Origin of the sequence: Pseudomonas sp. W17 (assembly GCF_040268305.1) — a bacterium.
GTDB lineage: Bacteria > Pseudomonadota > Gammaproteobacteria > Pseudomonadales > Pseudomonadaceae > Aquipseudomonas > Aquipseudomonas protegens.
Map to the genome: position 1 here is coordinate 1,599,956 of NZ_CP158490.1, position 26,241 is coordinate 1,626,196.

Here is a 26,241-nt window from a genome sequence, read left to right on the forward strand (position 1 = left end):
GCCCCCGCCAAAGCCCGGACGGTGTCAGCCGTCCGGGCTTTTTTTTCAGGAAATCAACCCAGGCTCTGCAGCAGCGTCTGCAACTGTTGGCGACCGCCCTCGTTCAGTGCGAATACCGGCTTGCGAGGCTCCCCGGTGGGCAGCCCGGCGAGCTCCAGCCCGGCCTTGACCGTGGCCGGCAAACCGCCCTTGAGGATGAAGTCCAGCAGCGGCAACTGGCGGTAGAACAGCGCCCGGGCGCGAGCCAGGTCGTTGCTCAGCACGGCCTGATAGAGGTCGAGATTGAGCTGCGGGATCAGGTTCGCCGCCGCTGTGCACCAGCCACTGGCACCGGCAGCGAAAGCTTCCAGGGCCAGCGGGTTGCAGCCGTTGTAGAACGGCACCTGGCCTTCGCCCAGCAGTTGCAGCTTGTGCATGCGCTGGATATCGCCGGTGCTTTCCTTGACCAGGGTGACGTTTTCCACGGCGTGGAAGATCTTCAGGATCAGTTCCACCGACATGTCGGTGCCGCTGGTGGCCGGGTTGTTGTAGAGCATGATCGGCACGCCGATGCTGGCGCCGATGGCCTGGTAGTGAGCGAGGATCTCGGCTTCGCTGAGCTTCCAGTAGGAGGCGGGCAGCACCATCACCACGTCGGCGCCCTTGGCTTCGGCAAAACGCGCGCGGCGGATGGCCTTGGCGGTGGTCAGGTCGGAGACGCTGACGATGGTCGGCACGCGCTTGGCCACGTGGCGGATGCTGAACTCGCTGACCTGGTCCCATTCGGCGTCGCTCAGGTAGGCGCCTTCGCCGGTGCTGCCCAGGGGGGCGATGGCGTGGACGCCCGCGTCGATCATGCGGTCGATGGAACGCCCGAGGGCGTCCAGGTCCAGGCCTTCGCCGTTGGGGCCGAAGGGGGTGACGGTGTAGCCGATGATGCCGTGGATCTGGGTAGTAGGCATGGTGCAACTCCTGCAAGGCATAAGGGGTGGATCAGTTCAGGCAGTCGGCGTGTTTTTTCAGGTTTTGCCGAGCGTAGTAGTTGAAGGCGGCGCTGTGGCGCTTGGGCTTGGAAATCCAGTCGTGGGCTTCGCGGCCCAGCTCCGGGAGGATCGGCTTGATGGTGCCGGCGGCCATGGCCAGCAGTTGCAGCTTGGCCGCACGCTCGATCAGTTGAGCGATCACGCAGGCTTCCTCGATGCTCGCGCCGGTGGACAGCTGGCCGTGGTGGGAAAGCAGGATCGCGCGCTTGTCGCCCAGGGCGGCGGAGATGATTTCGCCTTCTTCGTTGCCCACCGGCACCCCCGGCCAGGCTTCGAGAAAGGCGCAGTCCTCGTACAGTGGGCAGAGGTCCATGTGCGACACCGCAAGCGGCACTTCGATCATCGACAGCGCGGCGACGTGGGTCGGGTGGGTGTGGATGATGCAGTTCACGTCCGGCCGGGCGCGGTACACCCAGCTGTGGAAGCGGTTGGCCGGGTTGGGCATGCCGTGGCCTTCGAGGACCTCCAGGTCTTCGTTGACCAGCAGCAGGTTGCTGGCGCTGATTTCATCGAAGCCCAGGCCCAGTTGCTGGGTGTAGTAGGTGCCCGGTTGCGGGCCGCGGGCGGTGATCTGCCCGGCGAGGCCCGAGTCGTGGCCGTTCTCGAACAGAATGCGGCAGGTCAGGGCCAGCTTTTGTCGGTCGGTCCACGTATTATCCGCCAGGGTATTTTGCATCTGGGTCAGGGCTTGCTTGACCAGTTGGTCTTTGGGCAATGCTAATGTCTTGGCCATGTCGAAGGTCCTTTGAGAAGTGCAATGGACGTCGGATCTGCGCTTCACCTGCTGCTTGCGACGGCGCTTGGTGAATTGCGATGACACTTAAGAGGCTATATGACACTTTGTGTCATTGGCAAGCGCCAATCGTTGTTTTCTAGATGGATTAACCGCTCTACATGTCTATCCGTTTGAAATTACTGAGAAAAAAACTGGGCGTGACCCTGGAAGCCCTGGCCGAGAAATCCGGGATGACCAAGAGCTATCTGTCGAAAGTCGAGCGCGGGCTGAACACGCCGTCGATCGCTGCCGCGTTGAAGCTGGCCAAGGCGCTAAACGTCAAGGTCGAGGAACTGTTCGCCGAGGACAGCATCAGCCTCGACAGCTACAGCCTGGTGCGCAGCGACCAGCGCCAGTCACTGGCGGCCAATGGGCAGGTCCCGGGTTATGCGGTGCTGGCCCATCAGGTCAGCGAGCGCAACCTGCTGCCGTTCATCATCTACCCGGCCCGGGAATTCAGTGACAAGACCTTCAAGGAACACCTGGGGGAGGAGTTCCTGTTCGTCCACGAAGGCCAGGTGGAAGTGGATTTCATGAACGAGCGGGTGATTCTCAACCGTGGCGATGCACTGCACTTCAATGCGCAGAAACCCCACCGCATCCGTTCCGTGGGGGACGAGCAGGCGCAGTTGCTGGTGGTGGTCAGCAGCGAGGACTGAAGGCGTTCAGCACCGCCAGGAGCCGGCTGGTTGGCGAATGAGCACCAAGACATGCATCGCCCTGGCGGACGTCTTCGCTGGCAAGCCAGCTCCTACAGGGCGGGAGTGCTCAGTGCTCCACGGGCACCGACAGGGCCGGATTGCCCAGGGCGTGGGTCTTGGAGTCGAAGAAACGCAGACTCAGGTCCAGGCCTTCGAACAGCTTGGCGTAGTGGCGTTTCTGGTGCTGGATGAACGCGGCGCTGCGCGGGTAGATGGAGATCGCCAGGGTCTGGGTCGCCGACTGGCGGATCGCCTGGACCAGGTGGCTGTCCTGGGGCCCCAGGTTGTGGCCGAAGATGCACAGCGCGCCGCTGTGATCCAGCAACTGCTGGTAGCAGAACGACAGGTAATCCGAGCTGCGGATGGTCTTGAGCTTGTCCGCCAGCGGCCCCTCGCTGACGAACAGCGGCACGTCGTCCAGGGTCTTGAGGGTGTTGTTGATGGCGAAGCTGCCCAGCAGGGTGCCTTCGGTGGAGGTCAGCTTGCGTGCGCTGCCGTCCAGGTTGCGCACCAGGTGCAGGCCGCCATGCAGGTAGAGAATGCGGGTTGGGGCGCTAGGGGCGCTGCCCAATTCGAAGGCCGGATCGGCACCGTGGAACAGGTCGTCGATGCCTTGGCTGTCCTGTTGCACGGCCCAGTAGTTGAGCAGGTCATAGTTGCTGGCGAACACCGTGGGATAGCGCCGCAGTTCCTGGTTGATCGCCGCCAGGCTCTGCTCCTGGACCAGGCGCCAGGGAATGTGCACCGCGTGCACGGTGTTGATCAGCGCTTCCTTGATGGCGTAGTAGCGATTGCGCGGCGCCGCCGAGCTGACTGCCAGGGCCTTGTTGACTCGGCTGGTGGTTTTCAGGGCGCCCAGTACCTGCTCGAAACTGCGAGTCTGCAGGGCCTCGAATACGCTGAGCTCGGACTGGCTGAGGGGTTTTTCTTCCACTGTGCGAGCGTTTTCGAACAGTGAGTCGTAGGCAAAGTCTTCCCACACGGCACGGCTGGCGCCGTTGCCGATCAGCAGGCCACTGAACGGTGTGCTGGCACCCAGGGCGTTCCAGTCTTCAAGTTCGGCATCAAATTCCTGGAAATCCATCATCGCGGTCATCGGTCTCAAGGCTGGAGGTATTTCGGCTGGCGACTTTATCACGACCGACCCTTGAGCCAGATCAACAACGCCGGTGACCGATCGGTCGATCCTGTTTGGCAAACATTGCATCGACACCGTGAAATCGGCATTCGCCGGGAGATCTTCTGATGAGCAGCACCTTTTTCATTCCAGCCGTGAACATCATGGGCATCGGCTGTCTCGACGAGGCCATGAGCGCCATCCGCAACTATGGATTTCGCAAGGCGCTGATCGTCACTGACACGGGCCTGGCCAAGGCTGGCGTGGCCAGCATGGTGGCCGAAAAGCTGGCCATGCAGGACATCGATTCGGTGATCTTCGACGGTGCCAAGCCCAACCCCAGCATTGCCAACGTCGAGCAGGGCCTGGCGCAATTGCAGCAGGCACAGTGCGATTTCGTCATCTCCCTGGGCGGCGGATCGCCCCATGACTGCGCCAAGGGCATTGCCCTGTGTGCCACCAATGGCGGGCAGATCCGCGATTACGAAGGCGTCGACCAGTCGGCCAAGCCGCAACTGCCCTTGATCGCCATCAACACCACCGCCGGCACTGCCAGCGAAATGACCCGTTTCTGCATCATCACCGACGAATCGCGCCACGTGAAAATGGCCATCGTCGACCGCAACGTCACGCCGTTGCTGTCGGTGAACGATCCGGCACTGATGGTGGCGATGCCCAAGGGCCTGACCGCAGCCACCGGTATGGATGCCCTGACCCACGCGGTGGAAGCCTATGTGTCCACCGCCGCCAACCCCATCACCGACGCCTGCGCCCTGAAGGCCGTGGAAATGATCAGCGCCAACCTGCGCCAGGCGGTGCACGACGGCAACGATCTGCTGGCACGGGAGAACATGGCCTATGCGCAGTTCCTCGCCGGCATGGCATTCAACAATGCGTCCCTGGGTTTCGTGCACGCCATGGCCCACCAGCTGGGCGGCTTCTACGACCTGCCCCATGGCGTGTGCAACGCGGTGCTGTTGCCCCATGTGCAGAGCTTCAACGCCACGGTATGCGCCCAGCGCCTGACCGATGTGGCCCACGCGCTGGGAGCGGACATTCGCGGTTTCAGCCCGGAAGAGGGCGCCCAGGCGGCCATCGCGGCGATCCGCACCCTGGCCCGTGATGTGGAGATTCCCGCTGGTTTGCGCGAGTTGGGCGCCAAGTTGCAGGATATTCCGCTATTGGCGGCCAATGCCCTCAAGGATGCCTGCGGCCTGACCAACCCGCGTCCGGCAGATCAGCGGCAGATCGAGGAGATTTTCCGCAACGCGTTCTGAGGGACGGGACCCTTCGCTGGCAAGCCAGCGAAGGGTTCATCCGCACGCCCGGTACCACAGACTCCCGAGCACCTGCTCCCGGCGTTGAAAGCGCCCGCGCCGCGGAGGATAGTGCGACCTGAAATGGCGCTCTATCCGCCTGTCACAAGGAGTCGTGAATGATCCGTTGCTCTTCCCTGGCCCCGCTTCTGGGCAGCTTGGCCCTACTGGCCGGTGCCACATCCGCCGCCGCCCAGTGCCTGCCGCCGCCACGCAATGCCGAAGTCCCGGGCTTTTCCCTGTGCAAGGACTGGCCGGCCTTTGCCGACCAGAGCATCAGCCTGCTGTCCGAGCAGGTTCCGGACCCCAGCGACACCGGCACCGATGACGGCACCTACAACCTGCAACTGGCCGTGCTGGACCGCAGCAGCGGACAGGCCCTGGCCAGCTATGAGCAGCCTGCCGCCTTTGTCTCCGACGCCTTTCGCCTGGAGAGCGTGAAGCTCGATACCGGGCGCTTCCAACTGACGCCTCAGGTTCGAGCGTTCGGGGTCCGGGCCGCGTTCGAGGGCTCGTCCCGGGTCAACCCCTTCAATCAGACCTGGCTCAGCCTCTACGTGCGCGAGGGCAGTACCCTGCGCCCGGTGCTGGAGAAGTTCGTGGCCCATTCCTACAACGGCGAATGGGACGGCCAGTGCGCCGGCGAGGGCACTAAAACCACGCGCACCCTGGATATCGCCAAGACCCGCAGCCACGGTTACGCCGACCTGATCGTGCGTTCGGTCAGCGTCAGTACCCAGAGCAAAAAAGTCGGGGAACAATGCCAGTCCACCTCCGTGGCCGCCAAACCGGTGGTCAGCACCCTGCACTACGATGGCCAACGCTACGTCCTGCCCAATGGCTTCAGTGGCATCTGATACCGGCGATCGATAAGGAAGCTTGATGAACCTGATTGAACAATCGACCCGCGGGCTGGTGCTGTGCGCTTTGCTGGGCGTGGCGACGATGGCACTGGCCGAGTGCGACAACAGCCCCAATTCCCCGGGAGAACTCCATGTCTGCAAACCCTGGCCGGCGGAAGACGGCATGAACATCGGGGTTCGAGCAACGCCGGTGCAAGGGGCCGAAAACGCCAAGGTACCTCGCTACAACCTGGATGTGGCGCTGCTGCTCGACGACAGCGGCTGGGCCGTGGCCAGCTACAACAAGGACCTGGCCCGGCGTTCCGATGGCTTTGCCTTACAGGGGGTGCAGATCGATACCGGGCGTTACCAGTTGAGCGAGGAGGAGCGGGCCTTTGGCCTGCGGGCCACCTACCGCCGCGCCTCAAGCACCCACCCCCATGAGAAAACCGTGCTGACCCTGTTCGTACGTGATGGCAAGGGCCTTCCGCCGAGGCTCGAAGGGCTGGTGGTGGATGAGCGCCGCGCTGAGCTCAGCCGGGGCGGTGAGTGTGTCGGGCGCAGCCGGACCCTGTACCGGACCCTGGAACTGGGCAACGGCCAGCGCAACGGCCATGCCGACCTGCTGGTGCGTACGCGAATCGTCGACACCGAGCATTTCAAGGGGCCGGCCGGTTGCGAAAGCCGCGACCTGGCGCCCAGGGACAGCCGTGTCACCTTGCACTACGACGGCCAGCGCTACCCCTTGCCGAAAACCTTGACGGGAGCGTGAACCATGCTCAAGGGGCTCAACCACCTGAGCCTGGCCGTCAGCGATCTGGCCTCGCGATTGCTGGCCTGGCGCGATCATCCTTACCCGGGAATGCGCTTTTACTCCGCCGATTGAGCGACTGTTCCACAGGGGCAGCTGACGAAAGCGGCTGGTGGCAAGGTGCCTTGATCGTGCAGAATCCGCCACATTCCCCCTGTGCCTGGCGTTTTTGTCAGGCGCATCGTCCTGGAGTCTTGCTGATGACCTCATCGCTGTTGCTGGCCGTTATCGCCTCGGGTTTCATTTATGCGATCACCCCCGGGCCCGGAGTGCTGGCGGTGTTCGGCATCGGCGCGGCCCGCGGGCGGCAGGCGGGGGCCGGTTTTCTCTGCGGGCACATGCTGGGCGACGTGGTCTGGTGCAGCACGGCGCTGATCGCCATTGTCGGGGCCCGGGAGATCGGCAGCGATGCGTTCAATATCCTCGGCGTGCTCAGCGGCCTGTACCTGTTCTGGCTCGGCCTGCGGGCCATCCGCAGTAAACCGCGCGATGGCGACGAACCCCAGGGCCCGGCGCGCAACCCGTTCTGGCACGGGATCCTGTTCGGCCTGACCAATCCCAAGGCTTATCCGGTGGCGGTGGCAACCTTCACCGCGCTGCTCTCCAGCCGCGCGGAGCTGTTGACCTGGTCGATGCTGCCGGGGCTGATTGCCCTGAGTTTCCTTGGCGGCCTTGGCGCATACGCTATCCTCATCGGCATCGTCGGCGCGCGTAAGGTACGCAATTGGTACCAGCGCCACGAGCTGGCGATCACCCGGGTCTGCGGGGTGATGTTCATCGGTTTCGCGATCAATGCCTTGCTGCACGCAGTGCCAGGGTTGGTCGGCAACAAGGCGTGACGCGCCGCGCGGGTTGCGACGGTGTGCAGTTGCAGGCTTCGGCCTGCGACCGGGCTCAAGGGATGGGTACTCAGTGCATTTTTCATGGGTAGTAGCTTTCTCTGATGGCAACCAAGAACTCCGCGCCTCTGGCCAGTTTCATCGACCTGCTCCTGGACGCCGTGTGCGCCGTGGATGTCGAGGGTCGCTTCGTGTTCGTCAGCGCCGCCTGTGAGCGGGTCTTCGGCTACACCGCCGACGAGCTGATCGGCCGCCCGATGATCGAGCTGGTGCACCCGGCCGATCGTGAACGTACCTTGCAGGCTGCCCGGGAAATCATGGGCGGGGTGCCCAAGCCGAATTTCGAGAACCGCTACGTGCGCAAGGACGGGCGGGTGGCGCATATTCTCTGGTCGGCGCGCTGGTCGGAAGTGGATCAATTGCGCATCGCCGTGGCCCGCGACATCACCGAGCGCAAGCAGGCGGAATCCCGGCAGGCGGCGCTGTACGCGATTTCCGAGGCGGCCCATGCCACCGAAGACCTGCTGGTGCTGTTCCGGCATGTGCATCGGATCATCGGCGAGTGGCTGCCCGCGCTGAACTGTTCCCTGGCGCTCTACGACGAGCGCAGCGCCAGCCTGAGTTTTCCCTATCACGTCGATGACTGTGAGGGCAGCCCGGAACTGCCGGGCACCTTGATCGAGCGCTTCTGCGTCGAGGTGCTGCAATGCGGCCAGCCCTTGCTGCTGGCGCCGGAGTGCCCGGTGAACCGGGTGCTCTGGAGCGAGTTCGCGGCTATCCAGGGTTCGCGCTGCTGGCTGGGCGTGCCGCTGAATTCGCAAAAGGGCACCATCGGCGTGCTGATGGTCAAGAGCGCCCCGGGCACCGAAAGCTACAGCGAACAGGACCAGGAACTCTTGCAGTACGTCAGCGCGCAGCTGGCCGCGGCCATCGAACGCAAGCAGCTGCATGCACGCCTGCATTACATGGCCGAATACGATCAATTGACTCACCTGCCCAACCGCGAACTGCTGCGCGAGCGCCTGCGTTCGGCCCTGGCCCGGGCCCGGCGCGAGTCGGGGCGCATGGCCCTGCTGTATGTCGACCTGGACAAGTTCAAGGAGGTCAACGACACCTGCGGGCACGCGGTGGGGGACATGCTGCTGCAAGCGGTGGCCAACCGGCTCAAGGGCTGCGTGCGGGAAACCGACACCGTGGCGCGGATCGGCGGCGACGAGTTCGTGATCCTGCTGGAGAGCGTGCAGCACAGCGAGGATGCCCAGCGGGTAGCGGAGAAGATCCGGCGGACGCTGGGCGAGCCGCTGCGCCTGGACGGCCACTCGTTGAACATCCTGCCGAGCATCGGCATCGGCCTGTATCCCGAGCATGGCCTGGAGGAAAAACAGCTGTTCAAGCACGCCGACGAAGCCATGTACGCGGTCAAGCGGGCACAGAAAAGCCGCTCCAACGCCTGAGCCGGCAAGCACCGGATGAAGCCCTGGCCCGGCCGTGCCGGGGTTCACCGTTCGTCGTGCAAGCGAGGGTTTTTCTAAACCTTTGCGCCCCCCACCTTTCCCTATGCAGACGGGAGCCATGGCTTCCGGCAGATCAATTTGCAAGCGGAGAGCCACCTCATGAACCCCATGGCCACAGTCATGCGCGGTGCCGGACTGGCACTGCTCCTGGGCCTTGGCGCCACCAGCGCCCTGGCCCAGTCCCCCGCGGATTTCATCGACGACGCCTCGGCCAAGGGCATGGCCGATATCGAAGCCAGCCGCCTGGCCCACCAGCAGACCTCATCCAAGGCGGTCAAGGAATACACCATCCAGGTGATCAACGACCGCACCACCGCCAACCAGCACTTGGCCAAGATCGCCAAGCAGCTGGACTTGCCGGTCGCCCCCCGGGAACAGGTGATGGACCAGGCCAAGCGCCTGATGCCCCGCGTACCTGAAGCCGAGGGCGAGGACTTCGATCGCGCCTACGCCGCCAGCCAGGTCAAGGCCACCGAAGAAGCCATCGAGCAGATCCAGCAGCAGGCGCAGACCAGCGAGGTGCCGGAGCTCAAGGCATTTGCCGAAGAGACCCTGCCCAAGCTGGAAAACCACCTGCAGATGGCCAAGGCCCTGCAGGCCGGGCGCCGGTCCGACCGGCTGGACGGTTGAGCCCCGCCGTTGCCCCATCCTTGCCCTTTAGTTGGAGAGCACCATGTCGACTCAACCCGTATCCAATCAGTACGCGATGCAGGATCCCCTGACCCAGTACCCCCAGCCGGAATTTCCCGACCAGCCGCAAACGGCGCCGGGCATTGACCAGGACATGATTCCCCGTCCCGACCACGGCGAGCACAGCTATCACGGTTTTGGTCGGTTGCTGGGGCGCAAGGCCCTGATCACCGGCGGCGATTCGGGTATCGGCCGCGCGGCGGCCATTGCCTATGCCCGTGAAGGCGCGGACGTCGCCATCAACTACCTGCCCGAGGAGGAGCGCGACGCCCGCCAGGTGATAGAGCTGATCAAGGCCGCTGGGCGCAAGGCCATTGCGCTTCCCGGCGATATCAGCGACGAACGTTTCTGCCGCGACCTGGTGCGCCGTGCCCATGAGCAACTGGGTGGGCTGGACATCCTGGTCAACGTGGCGGGCAAGCAGGTGGCGCAGGAGGACATCGCCGACATCAGCACCGCTCAGTTCGACGCCACCTTGAAGACCAACGTGTATGCCTTGTTCTGGATCTGTCAGGCGGCCTTGCCGCTGATGCCGGCTGGCGCCACGGTGATCAACACCGCGTCGATCCAGTCCTACCAGCCTTCGGCCAGCCTCCTGGATTACGCCACCACCAAGGCGGCGATCGTGGCTTTCACCAAGGCCCTGGCCAAACAGGTGATCGGGCGGGGGATCCGGGTCAACGCCGTGGCGCCGGGGCCGATTTGGACCGTACTGCAACCCAGTGGTGGCCAGCCTCGGGAAAAGATCCCGCAGTTCGGCCTGCAAACCCCCATGAAGCGTCCGGGGCAGCCGGCCGAATGCGCTCCCCTGTACGTGCTATTGGCGTCGCAGGAATCGAGCTACATCACCGGCGAAGTGTTCGGGGTCACCGGCGGCAACCCTCTGCCCTAGGATGATCGGCGCAGGGGCCTGCCTTTGTCGAACCGATCTCAGCACTGGTTGAGATCGGTCTTGTCCTGCTGGCTGGAGGTGCTGACGGACAGCTCGGAATCGCCGCCCTGGCCGATCTCGCGGTATTCGCGGCGCATCTGCTCCAGCTGCTTGAGGTCCAGCCCGTCCAGGCTGAGCATGGCGTTGTGGGCCGCCTTGGTGGCCCGCAGCAGCTCGTCGATCTTCAAGTGCAGAATGTCGTTGTCGCGGTTCTGGGTGTTCTGGATCAGGAACACCATGAGGAAGGTGATGATGGTGGTGGAGGTATTGATGATCAACTGCCAGGTGTCGTTGAAGTGAAACACCGGCCCGCTGAGCCCCCAGATCAGAATCAGCAGCAGCGCGCCGAGAAAGGTTTTCGGGCTGCCGGCCCACATCGACAGCGCTTGCGAGATCTTCGAGAACTTCATGGCCGTGTTCCTTATGGGGAGATGTCTGAAGGTGTGACAGCAGGGCTCTGGCGAAAGTGCTTTTTTCCAGTGCCCGCTTACACCTCACAGCACTCCTTCGCACAATAAAACAGGATTGTGCTGGAGCTGTCGGGGCGCTGGGCTTAACGTGGCCCGGGCCAGGTGCCCCATGGGGCGCCACGACGCTCAAGGAGGCAGCTTATGTCGGCCAGTACCGGTGCTTCGGTCATCGACCTGTATCACCAGGCGCAAGACTATTTCTTCGTTTCCATCTCCCAGTTCTATCGACGTTTCGGCAGTGGCCTGAGTGCCTATTGCACCGGGGTCGAAGCCAGCAGCCTGAACCTGTTGATGATGAATGTCTGCGCCGTCGACGAGCCGGGGGCGTTGGCCGAAGGCGTGGCGTTCCTGCAGCGCACGGGCATGCCGTTCTGTGTGGTGGTGCCCGAGGCGCTGGTGCCCCGGGTCAGCGGGCAATTGCATCAGCAGCATCTGCTGGCGGCGGACAAGACCACCTGCATGGTGCTCGATCTGACGCGCCATGAGCCCCGGCAAGCGCTTGCGGCGCAGGCCCAGGTGCGCTGTACCGACCTGCGCCTGGAGGATTGGGCGCAGCCCGTGCAGAGTGCGTTCGAGTCCGGCGAGGGGGGGATCGAGCAGTACCTGGCCCGGCATCGGGCGGCGCTGTCGGCGGGCCGGGCCCTGAGCCATTTCACCCTGTATGTCGAGGAGCGCCCGGTGAGTGCCCTGACCCTCTCGCTGCTGCCGGGGCTGGCGCGCCTGGATGACATCGGCACCGTGCAGGATTGCCAGGGCCAGGGCTATGCCACGGCGCTGATTCAAGCGGTGCTGGCGTTCGCCCGGGCCAGGGGCGCCAGGACCTGCGTGCTGGAAGCCTCCCTCGATGGCCTGTCGATCTACCGCAAGGCCGGCTTCGAACCGCTGTTCGACTACCGCACCTTCTGCCAGGAATGAGCCCGCCCTAGCGGGCAGCGTTCTGCCGGAACTGGCGCGGGCTGAGCCCGGTCAGGGCCTTGAACTGGCGGCTGAAGGCGCTGTGGTCGGTGTAGCCGCATTGCAGCGCCACCTCGGTGATGGGTTCTTCGGTGAGCAGCAACTGCGAAGCGTGTTCCAGGCGGACCTTGTGGATCATCTGCCGTGGCGTGAGGTGGAAGATGCGCTTGCAGTAGCGCTCCAGCTGGGCAGTGGACAGGCTGGCGATGCGGGTCAGGTCGTCCAGGCGGATGGCCTCGCTGTAGTGCTCGCGGATATGCCGGTCCACCGCTGCCAGGCGTTCATAGGCCGGATGGGTGTCATGGGCGGCCTGCAGGTCCAGGGAGATCCCGGCCATGCCGATGATCTGCCCGTCCCGCCCGTACAGCGGCAGTTTGTGGGTCAGGCACCAGCCGGGCTCGCGGCTGCCATACAGATGCAGTTCCAGCTGACCCTTGATGGTGATGCCCTGGCGCAGCACGCGCTGATCCTGCTCGGTGTAGACCGGGCCGAGCACCGCCGGGAAGACTTCGGCGGAGGTCTTGCCCAGCAGGGGCCGCACATTCTTGAAACCGCAGCGCTGGGCCAGGGTCAGGTTGGCCACTCGGTAGCGGGCCTGCAGGTCCTTGATGAAGAACACCGCGCTGGGGATGCAGTCCAGCAGCGGGGTGATCGGCGCCATATTGGCCAGCAGGCCATTGAGGTCCCGGGGTGCATGGGCGGCGATGGCCCGGGGCAAGTGGTGCAGCTGTGCGCCATCGATCATCGTCTGCCTCTCTCTATGGGGGCTTGGGGGATGGATCTGGGTCGATAAAGCCAAGGGGTTCACGGGCCGCCGGTTGCATTGTCGGCGCCGGGGCGTGCCTGCTGGCTGTCGAGCAGCAGCGTGGCGATTCGCGCCGGCACCAGGGGTGCCCGTGGCGGGGTGGGCGCCCAGCCGAACAGGCGGTGGGCCGCGCTGGCACAGACCCGGCCCTGGCAGGCGCCCATGCCGCAGCGGCTCTGCAGCTTGGCCTGGGCCCAGTCGGGGGCTGCGGCCACGGCGGCGTAGGGCACATCCTCGCACCGGCACAGCAGAGTATCAGCTCGGGCCAGTTGCAGGACCTGCGGCTGCAGCTCGAAATGCCGCAGCAGGCGCTCGGCAAAATGCTGCCAGTGACGGCGCTGCTGGATCAGTTCGGCGGCCCGGTCTGCCTGCCCGCTGGCCACACAGCCGGCGATCCGGCCTTCGATCAGCGCCAGTTCGCTGCCACCGATGCCCGTGCACTCGCCGGCGGCCAGGACCTGGGGCAGGCTGCTGCGCTGTTGCTGATCGACCGCGATGGCGCCCTGTTCTAGGCGGCAGCCCAGGTGGTTGGCCAGGCGCACATTGGGCACCAGGCCGAAGCCGCAGGCCAGGTAGTCGCAGGGGATTTCCAGGGTGCGCCGGCCCTGGCGGATGCGCACGGCCTGCAGGTGCTGCTCGCCCAGCGCCTCGACCACGTGGGCGTTGCAGCGATAGCTCGGGGTGGCCAGGCTCAGGGCTTGGGCCAGCTTGTTCGGCCAGCGCCACAACTGGGCGGCAAAGCCCAGCAGCGAGGCCGCCGGGGCCTGTTCCAGCACCCGCACCACCCGGCCGCCGGCGCGGCGCGCGGTGGCGGCGCTGGCCAGCAATAAGGGGCCGCTGCCGGCGATCACCAGGGTCTTTCCTGCCACCGCCAGGCCGTTCTTGAGCAGCGCTTGCAGGCCGCCGGCCCCGGTCACCCCGGGCAGGGTCCAGCCGGGGAAGGGCAGCAGCAGTTCTTGGGCGCCACAGCACAGGATCAGTTGTTCGAATTCCACGTGCCAGGCCTGCCGGGCATCTTCGAGCAACAGGCTGTGAGTACCCAGGGTCGAGATGATGCGGGTGGCGCTGAGGTAGCGCACCGCCGGGTGCTGCAGCACCTTGAAGTGTTCGGCCTGGGCGGCGCTGGGCGGATGCTGGGGGCCGTGGCGCCAGATCTGGCCGCCGGGGCGCGGGTTGTCATCGACGATCAGGATCGAGCTGGCGCTGCGGCTGGCGGCCTGGGCGGCGGCCAGCCCCGCCGGGCCGCTGCCGACGATGAGGATCTGGCACTGCAGGTGGCGGGCGGTCATTGGCTGCGCTCCACCTGCATGGCGTTCCGGCACAGGGTCTGGCAGGCCAGCTGGCGGCGGCCATCGATGGTCATCCGGCATTCCTGGCAGATGCCCATGCCGCAGAACACGGTCCGCGGCTGGCCACCGCAGGAGGTGCGGGTGCGCGGGTCGGGACTGCCGGCCACGGCGGCGGCCACGCTGAGGCCGTCGGCTACCTGCAGGGCCTGCTGGTCCAGGTAGATGATCATGGCAAGTCTCCAGTCAGGGCGGCAAAGCGCCCGGGCAGATAGGGGCGCGGGTCGAGCGCCGGGCATTCGCCCAGCATCAGGTCCACCAGCAGTCGCGCGCTGCCGGGGGCGGTGGTGACGCCCAGGCCTTCATGCCCGACCGCCAGCCACAGGCCCGGTTGCCGCGGGTGTTCGCCGAGGATCGGCAGGCCATCCGGCGTGGCGGCGCGAAAGCCGGTCCAGGCGCGGATGCCGTTGAGCTCGGCGAGCGCCGGCAGGTAGTCCACGGCGCGCCGCAGCATGGGCGCCAGTACGCTGGGGTCGATGGCCGGATCGAGGGTGTCGAACTGTCGGGACGAGCCGATCAACAACTGGCCGGTGGGCCGCGGCTGGACATTGAACGCCACCGAGGTGCCGTGGCTGGCGTGGGCGCTGGCGGCGTAACCCAGTTCCACCAGTTGGTGGCCGACCTGTTGCGGGTAGCGGTCGCTGATCAGCAGATGGCCCTTCTTCGGGCGCAGGGGCAGGGCCGGCAACAGTTCCCGGGCAGCGAAGCCGTTGGCCAGCAGCACCCGTTGTGCCCTCAGCACGCGACCGTCGGCGAGCTCCACCTGGTCCCCGGCGACGCTGCGCACCCGGGCTGCCTGGCGCCTGATCAGCGAAGCGTTGCCGAGCAGCCAGTGGGCAGTGGCCGGGGCGTAGAGGATCGCGTCGCCGGGGATCTTCAGCGCACCGGCCAGGCCTTTGCGCAACATCGGTTCCAGGCTCGCCAGCCGGGTGCTGTCCAGCAGCTCGCCGCTGATGCCGTGGTCGGCCAGGGCCTGCTGTTTGGCCCGCGCCAGGTCCCTCTCATGGTGGTCGGCGGCCAGCCACAAGGTGCCGCAGTTGCGGTAGGCGCAGGCCTCGGGCAGGCGTTCGCGCAGCTGCCGCCAGAGGCCGAGGGAGTAGTGACTCAAGGCCAGTTCCGCCGGGTTGTCGTCCATCACCACCAGATGGCCCATGCCGGCCCCGGTGGCACCGCCACGACCATCGTCGAGCACCTGCACCCGCAGGCCGCGCCGGGCCAGCTCATGGGCGCAGGCGGCACCGATGATGCCAGCGCCCACCACTATCACCTCGGCCTCGGCCACCGGCGTCACGAGCCGATGCCCCAGGCGAACGGATCGCTGTCGTCCAGCAGCAGAGTGGCTTCGGCGCTGATGTGGGCATTGCCGCGAAGGATCGGAATCAGTTGCTCGCCGACCTTCTCATAGTGGGCGCTGAACTGGCTGCCGATGACACTGGCCTGGCGCCAGGCCTGGCCCGGGGCGAGCTTGCCGTCCGCCGCCAGGCACGCCAGTTTGGCGCTGGTGCCAGTGCCGCAGGGCGAACGGTCGTAGGCCTTGCCGGGGCAGAGCACGAAGTTGCGGCTGTCGGCTTGCGGGTCGTCGGCGAACAGTTCGATGTGGTCGATGACCCCGCCCTCGGCGCCGGTGATGCCGGCGGCTTCGAGGGCCTGGCGTACGTCCCAGGTGTAGTGGGTCAGGGCTTCGACATTGTCCAGGGCAATGCGCTGGCCGTGGTCGCTGATCAGGAAGAACCAGTTGCCGCCCCAGGCGATGTCGCCGTGCACCTTGCCGTGGCCGGGCAGTTGCAGCATCACCTGGGTGCGGTAGCGGTAGGCGGGGACGTTGCGCACGCTCACCGACAGGTCCTCGTGCAGGGTGGCCTCGACGGTGCCCACCGGGGTTTCGATACGGTGCACGCCCTGGTCGATGCGCCCCAGGTGATACAGCGAGCGCACCAGGCCAATGGTGCCGTGGCCGCACATGCCCAGGTAGCCGCTGTTGTTGAAGAAGATCACTCCGGCACAGGCGTCGCTGGCCTGTGGCTGGCACAGCAGGGCCCCCACCAGCACGTCGCTGCCCCGGGGTTCGAGGACGCAGGCCCGGCGCCACTGGTCGTGCTCGCGCTCCAGGATCTGCAAGCGTTCGGCCATGGAGCCGCGGCCCAGGTCGGGAAAGCCGTCGATGACCAGGCGGGTGGGTTCACCCCCGGTGTGGGAGTCGATCACGGTTATTTTTTTCATGAGGGCACCTGAGGGCAAAGAGCTACAGAGTGGCCTTGGCGGGGGCGCTGCCGCTTGTGGGTTTTCGCTGTTGTGGATGACGAAATCGGCACAGTCCGTTCGGCTGTAGAGGCGGTGCGCGAGGAGCATGCCGGTGAGCCGCGAGCGTCGGGCAAGTGTGCCGATTTCGTCTCCTTCGGGGGTGAAAAGTCTCAAGCTGCGACGGGGATAAAAGGCGACTCTGGATTTCGTATCCAACGCCTGTCGGCCCGGCCGACCTCATACAAGGACAAGACCATGAGCCGTAAAGCCATCCAGTGGAGCGGTGTGTTCCCCGCAGTGACCACCCAGTTCAACGCCGATTTTTCCCTGAACCTGCAAGCCACCCACAAGGTCATGCGCAGCCTGGTGGACGATGGCGTCTCGGGGCTGGTGGTGTGCGGCACCGTGGGGGAGAACACCTCGTTGACCACCGCGGAAAAACTCGCGGTGATCGAAGTGGCCAAGGACGCCGCCGGCGGCCGGGTGCCGGTGATTGCCGGGGTGGCCGAATTCACCACCGAGTTTGCCCGCAACACCGTGTGCGAGGCCGCCAGGGCCGGGGCCGACGGGGTGATGGTGATGCCCGCCCTGGTGTACTCGGCCAAGCCCCATGAGACCGCCGCGCATTTTCGCGCCGTGGCCACCGGCACCGACCTGCCGGTGATGGTCTACAACAACCCGCCCATCTACAAGAACGACGTCACCCCCGACGTACTGATCGCCCTGCAGGACTGCGAGAACATCGTCTGCTTCAAGGATTCCTCCGGCGATACCCGGCGCTTCATCGACCTGCGCAATGCCGTCGGCGACCGCTTCGTGCTGTTCGCCGGGCTCGATGACGTGGTGGTGGAAAGCGTTGCGGTGGGCGCCGAGGGCTGGGTCTCCGGGATGTCCGTGGCCTTCCCCAAGGAGGGCGAGACGCTGTTCCGCCTGGCCAGGGAGAAGCGCTTCGAGGAAGCCCTGGCCCTGTACCGCTGGTTCATGCCGCTGCTGCACCTGGATGCCCGTCCGGACCTGGTGCAGTGCATCAAGCTCTGCGAGGAACTGGTAGGGCGTGGTTCGTCCATTACCCGGCCGCCGCGCTTGCCGCTGCAGGGCGAGACCCTGGCCGAGGTCAAGGCGATTGTCGCCAAGGCCCTGGCCACGCGCCCGAGCCTGCCCAACGTCGGCTTGTAAGGCGTTCACGGGCGCCCAGGGTGAAGGGCGCCCGCTTCCAAACAACAGTTCCGGGCAGCCACAAGGCACAGCCCGGGTGCAGTGTTGCAAGCGTCGGACGGCCCCGCCGACGTGACATTCCATCTGCCCATTCCAATAATCCAAAACAGGCGCAGCCCCATGTCAGGCAAAGGCAAATTCAAGAAGCAACTCTCTCTGGTGGACCTGACCTTTATCGGTCTGGGTGCGATTTTCGGTTCCGGCTGGCTGTTCGCTGCCAGCCACGTTTCGGCGATTGCCGGGCCGGCGGGGATCTTTTCCTGGTTGCTGGGCGGCTTTGCCGTACTGCTGCTGGGCATCGTCTATTGCGAGCTGGGGGCAGCCCTGCCCCGGGCCGGCGGGGTGGTGCGCTATCCAGTGTTTTCCCACGGGCCGCTGCTGGGCTACCTGATGGGGTTCATCACCCTGATCGCCTTTTCCAGCCTGGTGGCGATTGAAGTGGTGGCCGCCCGGCAGTACGCCGCGGCCTGGTTCCCGGCGCTGACCCATGAGGGGTCGAGCAACCCGACAATCATCGGCTGGCTGGTGCAGTTCGCCCTGTTGTGCCTGTTCTTCTGGCTCAACTACTACAGCGTCAAGACCTTCGCCAAATCCAACAACTTCATCAGCCTGTTCAAGTTCATCGTGCCGCTGCTGGTGATCGGGGTGCTGTTCACCTTCTTCAAGCCCGATAACTTCCATGTCCAGGGCTTTGCGCCGTTCGGTCTCTCGGGGATCGAGATGGCAGTCTCGGCGGGGGGCATCATCTTTGCCTACCTGGGGCTGACCCCGATCATTTCCGTGGCCAGCGAAGTGCGCAATCCGCAGCGCACCATTCCCATTGCCCTGATCCTATCGGTGTTGCTCTCGACCCTGATCTACGGCCTGCTGCAACTGGCCTTCCTGGGCAGCATTCCTACGGAAATGCTGGCCACCGGCTGGAGCGGCATCAGCAAGGAGTTCTCTCTGCCGTACCGCGATATCGCCCTGACGCTCGGGGTCGGCTGGCTGGCCTACCTGGTGGTGGCCGACGCGGTGATCTCCCCCAGCGGCTGCGGCAACATCTACATGAACGCCACGCCGCGGGTGGTCTACGGCTGGGCCCGCACCGGGACCTTTTTCAAGATCTTCACCCGCATCGACGAAGAATCCGGCATTCCGCGTCCGGCGCTGTGGCTGACCTTCGGCCTGTCGGTGTTCTGGACCTTGCCGTTCCCTTCCTGGGAAGCCTTGATCAATGTGGTCTCGGCAGCCCTGGTACTGAGCTATGCAGTGGCGCCCATCAGTGTCGCGGCCTTGCGCAAGAGCGCGCCGGAGTTGGCGCGGCCGTTCCGCGTGCGTGGTTTTGCCCTGCTGGGGCCGGTGTCCTTCGTGATCGCGGCGCTGATCGTCTACTGGTCGGGCTGGGGCACGGTGTCCTGGCTGCTGGGGCTGCAGATCCTGATGTTCGTGATCTACCTGTTGTGCAAGCGCCTGGTGCCCACCGATCACTTGAGCCTTGGCGAACAGGTGCGTTCGTCCCTGTGGCTGATCGCGTTCTATGCCCTGACCATCGTCATTTCCTACCTGGGCAGCTTCGGCGGCATCGGCGCCCTGGCTCACCCCTTCGACACCCTGACCGTCACCCTCATGGCCCTGTGTATCTACTACTGGGGCGCCAACACCGGCGTGCCCGGCGCCAAGCTGGTGCTGGACGGCGATGAGGTGGAATGAGGGTGCCCACTTTCAAGCAGACGAGGCAAACCATGACTGTTACTGGACAGATGCTGATCGGCCAGCAAGCCGGCTTAGGCACCCACGGGCATATCCATGGGCTGAACGCGGCCACCGGCCAGGTGCTGCAACCGGCTTTTGGCGGGGCCGCACCGGCCGACCTGGAGCGTGCCTGTGCCCTGGCCCAGGCGGCGTTCGAGCCTTATCGGCTGTTGCCGCTGGAGCAGCGGGCGGCGTTTCTGGAGAGTATCGCCAGCCAGATTCTTGAGCTGGGGGATGAACTGATCGAGCGTTGCCTGCTGGAAACCGGCCTGCCCCGTGCCCGCCTGGAAAGCGAGCGCGGGCGCACCGTTGGCCAGTTGCGGCTGTTTGCCGCGGTGGTGCGCAAGGGCGGGTTTCTCGGGGTGCGGATCGACCCGGCGCAACCCGGGCGCCAGCCTTTGCCCAGGGTCGACCTGCGCTTGCGGCAGATTGGTCTGGGGCCGGTGGCGGTGTTCGGTGCGTCGAACTTTCCTTTGGCCTTTTCCGTGGCTGGCGGCGATACCGCATCGGCCCTGGCGGCGGGCTGCCCGGTGATCGTCAAGGCGCACTCGGCCCACCCCGGCACCTCGGAGCTGGTGGCCCAGGCCATCGCCCGGGCGGCACGGCAGCAGGGAATACCCGAAGGGGTGTTTTCACTGTTGTTCGACAGTGGCCGGGATATCGGCCAGGGGCTGGTGGCGGACTCGCGGATCAAGGCCGTGGGTTTCACCGGCTCGCGCAGCGGCGGGATGGCCCTGATGCAGATCGCCGCGGCGCGCGCCGAGCCGATCCCGGTGTATGCGGAGATGAGTTCGATCAATCCGGTGCTGCTGTTGCCCCATGCCCTTGAGGAGCGCGGCGAGCAGATCGCCCCGGCGTTTGTCGCCTCGCTGACCCAGGGCGCCGGGCAGTTCTGCACCAACCCGGGGTTGATCCTGGCCGTCGAGGGGCCGGCGTTGCAGCGTTTTGAGCGGGCCGCCGCCGAGGCCCTCGGCCACGTGGCGGCGCAGACCATGCTTACGCCGGGCATTTACCGCAGCTACTGCCAAGGCGTGGCCAGCCTCGCGGCGCATGCCCGGGTGCAGCTCCTGGCCCAGGGCCCGGAAGGGCAGGGCCAGCAGGCGCGCGCGGCGTTGTTCGCCAGCTCGGCCGCGGCGTTCATGGCGTGCCCCGAGTTGCGCGGGGAGATCTTTGGCCCGGCCTCGCTGATTGTCCGCTGCGCCGACTTGACTGTCCTGCAACAGGTACTGCGCAGCCTGGAGGGCCAACTGACCATTGCCATTCACCTGGGCGAGGGCGATCAGCCGCAGGTGCGGGCGCTGCTGCCGCTGCTGGAGAGCAAGGCCGGGCGCCTGCTGGCCAACGGTTTCGGCACCGGTGTCGAAGTGGCCCATGCCATGGTCCATGGCGGGCCGTTCCCGGCCACTTCCGACAGCCGCAGCACTTCCGTGGGCAGCCTGGCGATCCAGCGCTTCCTGCGCCCGGTGGCCTACCAGGACCTGCCCGAGTCGCTGTTGCCGGCTGAACTGCACAGCGCCAATCCGTTGCAGGTGCCGCAGCTGCTCGACGGCCAGGGCCCGGGCTGACCCGAGGCGCGCCTGCTCATCCTTCTTGCCTTACCTATCCGCAAACTCTCCCACAGGAGCGTTCCCCACCTGCCATAGAGGTTCCTGCATGTCTGAATACATCACCCTGTCACTGGATGAAGTCTGTGCTCTGTCCTATCAGGTCCTCACTCGCCACGGCCTGTCCGACGCCCATGCCCGGGCGATCGCCGAAGTCATCACCCAGGGCCAGCGTGACGAGTGCCACTCCCATGGGGTGTATCGTCTGCTGGGCTGCGTACGTTCGGTGCGCGAGGGCCGGATAGACCCCCGGGCCGAACCCAGCCTGCGGCATGTTTCTCCCGGGGTGCTGGAGGTGGATGCCCATTACGGCTACTCCCTGCTGGGTTTTCATACCGGTTTGCCGATCCTTGCGGAAAAGGCCCGCAGCCAGGGCATCGCCGCTATGGTGATCAAGCGCTGCTTCCACTTTTCCGCGCTGTGGCCGGAGGTCGAGGCGATTGCCGACTACGGCCTTGTGGGGATGGCGATGAACCCCAGCCATAGCTGGGTGGCCCCGGCGGGCGGGCGTCATCCGGTGTTCGGCACCAACCCCCTGGCCTTTGCCTGGCCGCGCCCGGGGGGCCAGCCTTTTGTCTTTGACTTCGCCACCAGTGCCATTGCCCGGGGGGATATCGAACTGCATGCACGCCAGGGCAAGCCGATTCCCGAGCACTGGGCCATCGACGCCGATGGCCAGCCCACCACTGATGCCAAGGCGGCGTTGCAGGGCGCCATGCAGACGTTCGGCGGGCACAAGGGTTCGGCCCTGGCGGCGATGATCGAGTTGCTGGCCGGTGCCCTGATCGGCGACCTGACCAGTGCCGAGTCCATGGCCTTCGATGGAGGCGTGGGGGCTACGCCCTGCCATGGGGAACTGGTGCTGGCGTTCGATCCCAGGGTGTTTTTGGGGGAGGGCTATGCGCAGGGGCTGGAACGGGCGGAAGGGTTGTTCGCGGCGATTGCCCGGCAGGGCGCACGGCTGCCGTCACAGCGGCGTTTTGCGGCCCGGGCCCGCAGCCTGGAGCACGGGGTGCAGATTCCCCGAGGGCTGCTGGAGGATATTCGCGGGTTGCTCTGAGGCCTGTTCACCGGCAGACGGCTCCTGCGGATGAGTGCAGGAGCCGGCTTTACGGCATCAGAAGCGTACGTTGGCCGCCAGCTCGGCGGAGCGCCCCGGCGCGACGGTGGCGAACATCCCCACGTGGGAGGCGTCGTAGTAAGTCTCGTCGGTGAGGTTGAGCACGTTGAGTTGCAGGTCCAGGTTCTTGTTCACCCGGTAGGCGAGCATGGCGTCGTAGCGCCAGTAGGAATCGAGGCTGCGGGTGTTTTCATCGTTGGTATAGCGCTTGTCCACATAGTTGGCGCCGCCGCCGACCTTCCAGCGGTCGGTGAGGGCGTAGGTGGTCCAGACCGAGCCGCTGTTGGGGGCGATGAACTTGGCCTGGTTGCCATCGAAGTTGGTGTTTTTTCCGGACGCATACTTGACCGTCTTGGCATCCAGGTAGGTGTAGCCCGCCATCACTTCCCACTGCTCGGTGAGATGGCCGGTGGCTCCCACTTCAAACCCCTTCACCTCGACGTCGCCGTCCAGCGTGACCTCGTTGCTGATCGGGTCGTAGGTCCGGGCGTTGGTCTTCTCGGTCTTGAACAGGGCCGCGGTCAGGGACAGGCGTTCGTTCAGCAGGTCCCACTTGGTGCCCAGCTCGATGCTGCGGCTCTTTTCCGGATCCAGGTTGCTCAGCCGCCCGCCCGCGGCGCCGTCGGCCCCCCCGGATTGCCCGGCGGTTTCCCCCGATGGGTTGAACGAGGTGCCGTAGGACAGGTAGATGCTGCCGTACGGCAGCGGCTTGAAGACGATGCCGCTCTGGTAGGTCCAGAGGTTGCTGCGGTTGCTCTGCACACCATCTCGCACGTGGTAGTTGTCGAAGCGCGCCCCCAGGTTCAGGTCCCACTGTTCATGCAGGGCCATGGTGTCCATCACGTACAGGGCGCGGTTGTTGTGCTTGGTGACGCTGTGGTTGCCATTACCTCGTGCCACAGGCGCGTAGGGATCCTTTGGATTGGGGTTTTCCAGGCTGCCCGGGTCACTGCCTTTGGGTGAGTAGCGATTCTTGACATCGATCCGTTCGCGGGAGAACTCGACCCCGGCGCTGTAGCTGTGGCCGATGGAGCCGGTATCGAACTTGCCGAAAATATCGGTCTGGTTGATGGTCGAGGTGTTGACCACGTTGCGCCCACGGGCCGGGCCACGCAGTACGACACCCGTGAATTCGTTCTGCGCGGAGCCAAGCGTCGGCCGGCTCATGATGTAGTCCTGCATGCTGCGGCCCTGGCGCGTGGTGTTGCGCAGGGTCAGGTGTTCACTGAAGTCGTGCTCCAGTTGCAGGGTAGCAAGATCAGCCGAGGTCTTGCGGAAGTCACGCTTGGCAAAACCGTAGAAGTTGTCGCGGTCGACCTTGACCGGTTTGCCGGTGACTTCCGAGACCGGGTGCCCCTGGTCGGGAATGTCGTCGCTCTGCATGTGGTAGTAGCTGAGGGTGCCGCGGGTATCGGTGTTCAGGCCGAAGGAAAAGCTCGGTGCCAGGCCCCAGCGGGTAACTTCCACATCGTCGCGCCCGGGGGTATCGGCTTCATGTTTCATGGCGTTCAGGCGCAGCGCCATGTTCTGTTCGGGCAGGTACTGGTTGAGGTCGACGGTGGTGCGGCGCAGTTGATCGGTGCCCAGGGTCAGGCTGCCGGCGGCGAAGGTTTCCTGCTGCGGCACTTTGCTGACCAGGTTGATGGTGCCGCCGGTGGAACCGCGCCCCGCGTAGGCCGAGCCCGGGCCCTTGACGATCTCGATCTGCTCGACGTTGAAGGCTTCGTGGGTCATGCGCCCGACGTCGCGAATGCCGTCGATCATGATGTCGGTGCTGGCTTCGAAACCACGGATGAAGGGCCGGTCGCCCAGCGGCGTGCCGCCTTCGCCCGCGCCGAAGGTGATTCCCGGCGTGGTGCGCAGGGCATCGGCCAGGGTCGACACCGCACGCTCCTGCATCAGGGATTCGGTGATGATGGTCACCGACTTCGGGGTTTCGCGCAGCGGTGCGGTGAACTTCACCGAATCCGATGTTTCGCGCTTGTATCCCGGCTTGTGTTCGCCCTTGACGTAGGTGGTGCCGAGGGTGACGGATGCCGGGTCGGATGGGCGTTCGGTGGATTGCTCGGTGGCGCCGAGGCTGGTTTCGCTAAGGGCCATCAAACCGAGGGATGTGGACCACAACTTCCATGGGTGTGGGCGGGCAGGACTGGACATTTCGGTGGAGCCTCCGTTTTATTTGGAAGCGATTCTTATCTGCGAATTAATATCATTCAATCAGAACTATCTGAACAATCATGTCCAAAAGTGTATGCGTCGTTGTATGCGTGATAGCCGGGCCCTCCTCAGGACCGCTACCGGGGGGGCCGTGGCCTGTTGCTGAACCTGAGGGTTCTTTTTTTTCCGGCGTTGCTGTTTCATGAGCGCCCCCTTTCAGGAAGCTCACGGATGAACCTGCATTTCGAAACCGCCCGCCTGTTGCTGCGCCCCCGTACCCTTGAGCACTTCCAGGCGTGCCTGGGTATGGATCAGGATCCCGAAGTCACGCGCTTCATTCCCGGGACCTGGGATGGCGGGCAGTGGCACAGGGATTTTTTACAGGGGCGCATGACCCAGGATTTCGGCCCGCGCTGCGGGTATTGGGCGATCTTCGCCAAGGACGCGCCGGATGAGTTGCTGGGCTGGGTTTCCTTCATTCCCTTCGATGCTGTGGGGCCCGAGCTGGAAATGGGCTGGCGCCTGGTGCGGCGGGCCTGGGGGCGGGGTTTTGCCAGCGAGGCCGCGCGGCGGATCGTCGAGCATGCGTTTGCCGACCCGGCGGTGCAGCGCATAGTCGCCGATGCCCATGTCGACAACGAGGCGTCGTTGGCGGTGGCGCGCAAGGTCGGTTTTCGCTTCACCCACAATGCCGATTTCGAAGGCTTGCCCTGCCGCTTCTTTGCAATGACCCGTGAGGATTTTTGCCAGCAACGGCCGGCTGGCTGAGGCGGGGGGCACGCATGGGGCGCCGTTGGCGGCGCCCCGTAGGTCCATGCCTGCCGTCAGAGGTGGCGGCTGACCCACCACAGCACCAGGAAGGCAATGACGGCCACCAGGGCCGCGAACTGGAACAGATTGATCAGCCACTTCAGGCCCAGGGGGAACTTCCTGTAGTCCTTCACGTTCAGGCCGCCGTTGCGCAGGAACAGGTGGGGCATGGCGAACAGTGCGCCGATGCACAGCAGCATGAAGAAACGGCTAAGGGGGTCCTTGCCCAGGAGTGGCGTGCGGATGGCAATGACCCGGCAGCGCGACAGATGCTTGACCATGTCATCAAGCCTGAAATAGCCCAGGTAGACCTGGATCGCCAGGGACACCAGCCCGGCCATGACCACCAGAACCCAACCCGCGGTATAGATATCTTTTGCGTTACACATATCTCTTCAGTGACCTCCTCAAGGTGGCGACCACGCGCTCAGCGTATTGCTCCTCCAGTGAGCCCTGGCACGCAGGGCAGCCGGCCACCATAGCACTTTGGGAGCCGTGTCGGGCGCAGGTGCTCCGGTCCCCAGGGGCCAATGAGCACCGCATCAGGGCTGTTTAGCGCGGTCGTAGCCCTGGTCGGAGGCTGGGAGAGAGGGGGGGCAGGGCGGCCCTAGAGCTTGGCGCAACGCTCCACATCGGCCTGGGTGGTGACCTGGGTGTCGATGCCCAGGCGATATTTGCAATAGTCGATGATCATCTGGCGCTGTTCATCGGTGAGCTTTTCCACGCGCCGGTAGTCGCCGTCATTGGCGTGGATGTTGAAGAATTCCAGGCGCAGGGTCGGGGATGTCTTGATAAACCAGCGGGTATGGGTTTCAGCCTCTTCAAGCTCGGTGTAGTAACCGAGGTTGAGCACCGTCAGCAGGATGAGGGAGAGCAGCAACAGCAGTGTTTTCAAGGCACGGCTCCTTCCGTGGGGGGGCGCCAGGGGCGCGGGCTGCGAATGCTTCAGGATTTTCCCCGGCTTGGCAAGCGCTCGGGCAGGAGGGGGGACAGCATCGATGGCGGGATTGGCTTCAGGTTCAGCAAGCAGACAGTTGCGCACTGGTAAAAATATCGGCACGCCTGGCAGGAGCCGGGCGGTGACAGGGGGCAAATGGTTTCAAGCGGATTCACGGCAGGTTGCCAAGAGTCTGTCGGGGCGAATGGCCCGGTGCATCCGTTTGCAAACCGCAGAGCGATCTCAGGATCGCTCTTTTTTTGCCAGCACCCGGGCGTTTCAGCAATGGC

At 65.1% G+C, this 26,241-nt stretch carries 26 protein-coding genes; 14 read left to right on the top strand and 12 right to left on the bottom strand.

All coding sequences use genetic code 11. The annotated features are described in order from the left end of the window. Nucleotides 1-53: 53 nt before the first annotated feature. Complete coding sequence (locus tag ABCR88_RS07280) at nt 54-941, bottom strand: dihydrodipicolinate synthase family protein (protein WP_015634478.1); 888 nt, start codon at nt 939-941, stop codon at nt 54-56. Between the two features lie 31 nt (nt 942-972). Continuing rightward, nucleotides 973-1,755 (bottom strand): aldolase, encoded by a 783-nt coding sequence (locus tag ABCR88_RS07285; RefSeq protein ID WP_011059738.1) that lies wholly within the window; start codon nt 1,753-1,755, stop codon nt 973-975. A 161-nt stretch (nt 1,756-1,916) separates the two neighbouring features. Between ABCR88_RS07285 and ABCR88_RS07290 the strand changes: the two genes are divergently transcribed. Further along, nucleotides 1,917-2,456 (top strand): XRE family transcriptional regulator, encoded by a 540-nt coding sequence (locus tag ABCR88_RS07290; RefSeq protein WP_325985643.1) that lies wholly within the window; start codon nt 1,917-1,919, stop codon nt 2,454-2,456. 109 nt (nt 2,457-2,565) lie between these two features. Here ABCR88_RS07290 and ABCR88_RS07295 read toward each other — a convergent pair whose 3' ends face one another. Beyond that, complete coding sequence (locus ABCR88_RS07295) at nt 2,566-3,585, bottom strand: DUF4917 family protein (protein ID WP_350404891.1); 1,020 nt, start codon at nt 3,583-3,585, stop codon at nt 2,566-2,568. A 158-nt stretch (nt 3,586-3,743) separates the two neighbouring features. Between ABCR88_RS07295 and yiaY the strand changes: the two genes are divergently transcribed. The 7 genes from yiaY to ABCR88_RS07330 all read left to right on the top strand — a co-directional run bounded on the left by yiaY (nt 3,744) and on the right by ABCR88_RS07330 (nt 10,519). Beyond that, nucleotides 3,744-4,892 (top strand): L-threonine dehydrogenase, encoded by a 1,149-nt coding sequence (yiaY, locus tag ABCR88_RS07300; RefSeq protein ID WP_011059741.1) that lies wholly within the window; start codon nt 3,744-3,746, stop codon nt 4,890-4,892. Nucleotides 4,893-5,050: 158 nt separating this feature from the next. Further along, the gene (locus ABCR88_RS07305; RefSeq protein WP_015634481.1) at nt 5,051-5,788 is read left to right on the top strand and encodes a hypothetical protein; all 738 of its coding nucleotides are present in this window, start codon (nt 5,051-5,053) and stop codon (nt 5,786-5,788) included. Between the two features lie 25 nt (nt 5,789-5,813). Further along, nucleotides 5,814-6,545: a hypothetical protein gene (locus tag ABCR88_RS07310; RefSeq protein ID WP_350404287.1), complete on the top strand. Its 732-nt coding sequence runs from the start codon at nt 5,814-5,816 to the stop codon at nt 6,543-6,545. 239 nt (nt 6,546-6,784) lie between these two features. After that, the gene (locus tag ABCR88_RS07315) at nt 6,785-7,423 is read left to right on the top strand and encodes a LysE family translocator (RefSeq protein WP_011059744.1); all 639 of its coding nucleotides are present in this window, start codon (nt 6,785-6,787) and stop codon (nt 7,421-7,423) included. 104 nt (nt 7,424-7,527) lie between these two features. Next, nucleotides 7,528-8,877, top strand: a complete 1,350-nt coding sequence (locus ABCR88_RS07320; RefSeq protein ID WP_011059745.1) for a GGDEF domain-containing protein — start codon at nt 7,528-7,530, stop codon at nt 8,875-8,877. A 159-nt stretch (nt 8,878-9,036) separates the two neighbouring features. Then, the gene (locus ABCR88_RS07325; protein ID WP_011059746.1) at nt 9,037-9,567 is read left to right on the top strand and encodes a DUF4142 domain-containing protein; all 531 of its coding nucleotides are present in this window, start codon (nt 9,037-9,039) and stop codon (nt 9,565-9,567) included. Between the two features lie 43 nt (nt 9,568-9,610). Beyond that, nucleotides 9,611-10,519 carry an SDR family oxidoreductase gene (locus ABCR88_RS07330; protein WP_041116417.1) on the top strand — a complete coding sequence of 303 codons (909 nt, stop codon included), beginning with the start codon at nt 9,611-9,613 and terminating at the stop codon, nt 10,517-10,519. Between the two features lie 38 nt (nt 10,520-10,557). Here the strand turns inward: ABCR88_RS07330 and ABCR88_RS07335 are convergent, their stop codons facing one another. Next, complete coding sequence (locus ABCR88_RS07335; RefSeq protein ID WP_072451069.1) at nt 10,558-10,968, bottom strand: low affinity iron permease family protein; 411 nt, start codon at nt 10,966-10,968, stop codon at nt 10,558-10,560. Between the two features lie 201 nt (nt 10,969-11,169). Between ABCR88_RS07335 and ABCR88_RS07340 the strand changes: the two genes are divergently transcribed. Then, a complete protein-coding gene (locus ABCR88_RS07340; RefSeq protein ID WP_232642696.1) occupies nt 11,170-11,943 on the top strand; it encodes a GNAT family N-acetyltransferase in 774 nt (257 codons plus the stop codon). Nucleotides 11,944-11,950: 7 nt separating this feature from the next. On the opposite strand, the gene ABCR88_RS07345 is transcribed toward ABCR88_RS07340, so the two are convergent. Genes ABCR88_RS07345 through ABCR88_RS07365 form a run of 5 tightly spaced genes read right to left on the bottom strand, consistent with a single transcriptional unit; the run spans nt 11,951 to nt 16,353 of the window. Continuing rightward, nucleotides 11,951-12,727, bottom strand: coding sequence for an AraC family transcriptional regulator (locus ABCR88_RS07345; protein ID WP_011059750.1), 777 nt, complete (start codon nt 12,725-12,727; stop codon nt 11,951-11,953). Nucleotides 12,728-12,786: 59 nt separating this feature from the next. Further along, a complete protein-coding gene (locus ABCR88_RS07350; RefSeq protein WP_174394854.1) occupies nt 12,787-14,076 on the bottom strand; it encodes an FAD/NAD(P)-binding oxidoreductase in 1,290 nt (429 codons plus the stop codon). Then, nucleotides 14,073-14,306 carry a 2Fe-2S iron-sulfur cluster-binding protein gene (locus ABCR88_RS07355; RefSeq protein WP_350404289.1) on the bottom strand — a complete coding sequence of 78 codons (234 nt, stop codon included), beginning with the start codon at nt 14,304-14,306 and terminating at the stop codon, nt 14,073-14,075. Before ABCR88_RS07355 ends, ABCR88_RS07350 begins: the two co-directional genes overlap by 4 nt. Next, a complete protein-coding gene (locus ABCR88_RS07360; RefSeq protein ID WP_053149521.1) occupies nt 14,303-15,424 on the bottom strand; it encodes an FAD-dependent oxidoreductase in 1,122 nt (373 codons plus the stop codon). Before ABCR88_RS07360 ends, ABCR88_RS07355 begins: the two co-directional genes overlap by 4 nt. Further along, nucleotides 15,421-16,353, bottom strand: a complete 933-nt coding sequence (locus tag ABCR88_RS07365) for a 4-hydroxyproline epimerase (protein WP_065364415.1) — start codon at nt 16,351-16,353, stop codon at nt 15,421-15,423. The genes ABCR88_RS07360 and ABCR88_RS07365 overlap by 4 nt, the downstream gene beginning before the upstream one ends. Nucleotides 16,354-16,629: 276 nt before the next feature. Here ABCR88_RS07365 and ABCR88_RS07370 point away from each other — a divergent pair, with 276 nt between their 5' ends. From ABCR88_RS07370 to ABCR88_RS07385, 4 genes are all read left to right on the top strand, one after another. Continuing rightward, the gene (locus tag ABCR88_RS07370; protein ID WP_350404292.1) at nt 16,630-17,550 is read left to right on the top strand and encodes a dihydrodipicolinate synthase family protein; all 921 of its coding nucleotides are present in this window, start codon (nt 16,630-16,632) and stop codon (nt 17,548-17,550) included. Between the two features lie 159 nt (nt 17,551-17,709). Continuing rightward, entirely contained in the window at nt 17,710-19,281 is a 1,572-nt protein-coding gene (locus tag ABCR88_RS07375; protein WP_350404293.1) for an APC family permease, read from the top strand. A gap of 32 nt (nt 19,282-19,313) precedes the next feature. Further along, complete coding sequence (locus tag ABCR88_RS07380) at nt 19,314-20,888, top strand: aldehyde dehydrogenase (NADP(+)) (protein ID WP_350404294.1); 1,575 nt, start codon at nt 19,314-19,316, stop codon at nt 20,886-20,888. Nucleotides 20,889-20,976: 88 nt separating this feature from the next. After that, nucleotides 20,977-21,987, top strand: a complete 1,011-nt coding sequence (locus ABCR88_RS07385; protein WP_065364411.1) for an Ldh family oxidoreductase — start codon at nt 20,977-20,979, stop codon at nt 21,985-21,987. Nucleotides 21,988-22,044: 57 nt separating this feature from the next. On the opposite strand, the gene ABCR88_RS07390 is transcribed toward ABCR88_RS07385, so the two are convergent. After that, nucleotides 22,045-24,204 (bottom strand): TonB-dependent siderophore receptor, encoded by a 2,160-nt coding sequence (locus ABCR88_RS07390; protein WP_350404295.1) that lies wholly within the window; start codon nt 24,202-24,204, stop codon nt 22,045-22,047. A 231-nt stretch (nt 24,205-24,435) separates the two neighbouring features. Here ABCR88_RS07390 and ABCR88_RS07395 point away from each other — a divergent pair, with 231 nt between their 5' ends. Beyond that, nucleotides 24,436-24,972 (top strand): GNAT family N-acetyltransferase, encoded by a 537-nt coding sequence (locus ABCR88_RS07395; RefSeq protein WP_053156760.1) that lies wholly within the window; start codon nt 24,436-24,438, stop codon nt 24,970-24,972. A 56-nt stretch (nt 24,973-25,028) separates the two neighbouring features. On the opposite strand, the gene ABCR88_RS07400 is transcribed toward ABCR88_RS07395, so the two are convergent. Both ABCR88_RS07400 and ABCR88_RS07405 read right to left on the bottom strand, forming a co-directional pair. After that, nucleotides 25,029-25,403 (bottom strand): hypothetical protein, encoded by a 375-nt coding sequence (locus ABCR88_RS07400; protein WP_041116439.1) that lies wholly within the window; start codon nt 25,401-25,403, stop codon nt 25,029-25,031. Nucleotides 25,404-25,621: 218 nt separating this feature from the next. Next, entirely contained in the window at nt 25,622-25,909 is a 288-nt protein-coding gene (locus ABCR88_RS07405; RefSeq protein WP_041116441.1) for a hypothetical protein, read from the bottom strand. Nucleotides 25,910-26,241: the final 332 nt, after the last annotated feature.

Coding starts and splice junctions, on each gene's coding strand:
- ABCR88_RS07280 (WP_015634478.1), bottom strand. CDS start 941: ATGCCTACTACCCAGATCCACGGCATCATCGGCTACACCGTCACCCCC.
- ABCR88_RS07370 (WP_350404292.1), top strand. CDS start 16,630: ATGAGCCGTAAAGCCATCCAGTGGAGCGGTGTGTTCCCCGCAGTGACC.
- ABCR88_RS07330 (WP_041116417.1), top strand. CDS start 9,611: ATGTCGACTCAACCCGTATCCAATCAGTACGCGATGCAGGATCCCCTG.
- ABCR88_RS07325 (WP_011059746.1), top strand. CDS start 9,037: ATGAACCCCATGGCCACAGTCATGCGCGGTGCCGGACTGGCACTGCTC.
- ABCR88_RS07380 (WP_350404294.1), top strand. CDS start 19,314: ATGACTGTTACTGGACAGATGCTGATCGGCCAGCAAGCCGGCTTAGGC.
- ABCR88_RS07350 (WP_174394854.1), bottom strand. CDS start 14,076: ATGACCGCCCGCCACCTGCAGTGCCAGATCCTCATCGTCGGCAGCGGC.
- ABCR88_RS07290 (WP_325985643.1), top strand. CDS start 1,917: ATGTCTATCCGTTTGAAATTACTGAGAAAAAAACTGGGCGTGACCCTG.
- ABCR88_RS07295 (WP_350404891.1), bottom strand. CDS start 3,585: ATGATGGATTTCCAGGAATTTGATGCCGAACTTGAAGACTGGAACGCC.
- ABCR88_RS07285 (WP_011059738.1), bottom strand. CDS start 1,755: ATGGCCAAGACATTAGCATTGCCCAAAGACCAACTGGTCAAGCAAGCC.
- ABCR88_RS07375 (WP_350404293.1), top strand. CDS start 17,710: ATGTCAGGCAAAGGCAAATTCAAGAAGCAACTCTCTCTGGTGGACCTG.
- ABCR88_RS07335 (WP_072451069.1), bottom strand. CDS start 10,968: ATGAAGTTCTCGAAGATCTCGCAAGCGCTGTCGATGTGGGCCGGCAGC.
- ABCR88_RS07385 (WP_065364411.1), top strand. CDS start 20,977: ATGTCTGAATACATCACCCTGTCACTGGATGAAGTCTGTGCTCTGTCC.
- ABCR88_RS07340 (WP_232642696.1), top strand. CDS start 11,170: ATGTCGGCCAGTACCGGTGCTTCGGTCATCGACCTGTATCACCAGGCG.
- ABCR88_RS07320 (WP_011059745.1), top strand. CDS start 7,528: ATGGCAACCAAGAACTCCGCGCCTCTGGCCAGTTTCATCGACCTGCTC.
- ABCR88_RS07365 (WP_065364415.1), bottom strand. CDS start 16,353: ATGAAAAAAATAACCGTGATCGACTCCCACACCGGGGGTGAACCCACC.
- ABCR88_RS07345 (WP_011059750.1), bottom strand. CDS start 12,727: ATGATCGATGGCGCACAGCTGCACCACTTGCCCCGGGCCATCGCCGCC.
- ABCR88_RS07305 (WP_015634481.1), top strand. CDS start 5,051: ATGATCCGTTGCTCTTCCCTGGCCCCGCTTCTGGGCAGCTTGGCCCTA.
- ABCR88_RS07355 (WP_350404289.1), bottom strand. CDS start 14,306: ATGATCATCTACCTGGACCAGCAGGCCCTGCAGGTAGCCGACGGCCTC.
- ABCR88_RS07310 (WP_350404287.1), top strand. CDS start 5,814: ATGAACCTGATTGAACAATCGACCCGCGGGCTGGTGCTGTGCGCTTTG.
- ABCR88_RS07390 (WP_350404295.1), bottom strand. CDS start 24,204: ATGTCCAGTCCTGCCCGCCCACACCCATGGAAGTTGTGGTCCACATCC.
- yiaY (WP_011059741.1), top strand. CDS start 3,744: ATGAGCAGCACCTTTTTCATTCCAGCCGTGAACATCATGGGCATCGGC.
- ABCR88_RS07400 (WP_041116439.1), bottom strand. CDS start 25,403: ATGTGTAACGCAAAAGATATCTATACCGCGGGTTGGGTTCTGGTGGTC.
- ABCR88_RS07315 (WP_011059744.1), top strand. CDS start 6,785: ATGACCTCATCGCTGTTGCTGGCCGTTATCGCCTCGGGTTTCATTTAT.
- ABCR88_RS07395 (WP_053156760.1), top strand. CDS start 24,436: ATGAACCTGCATTTCGAAACCGCCCGCCTGTTGCTGCGCCCCCGTACC.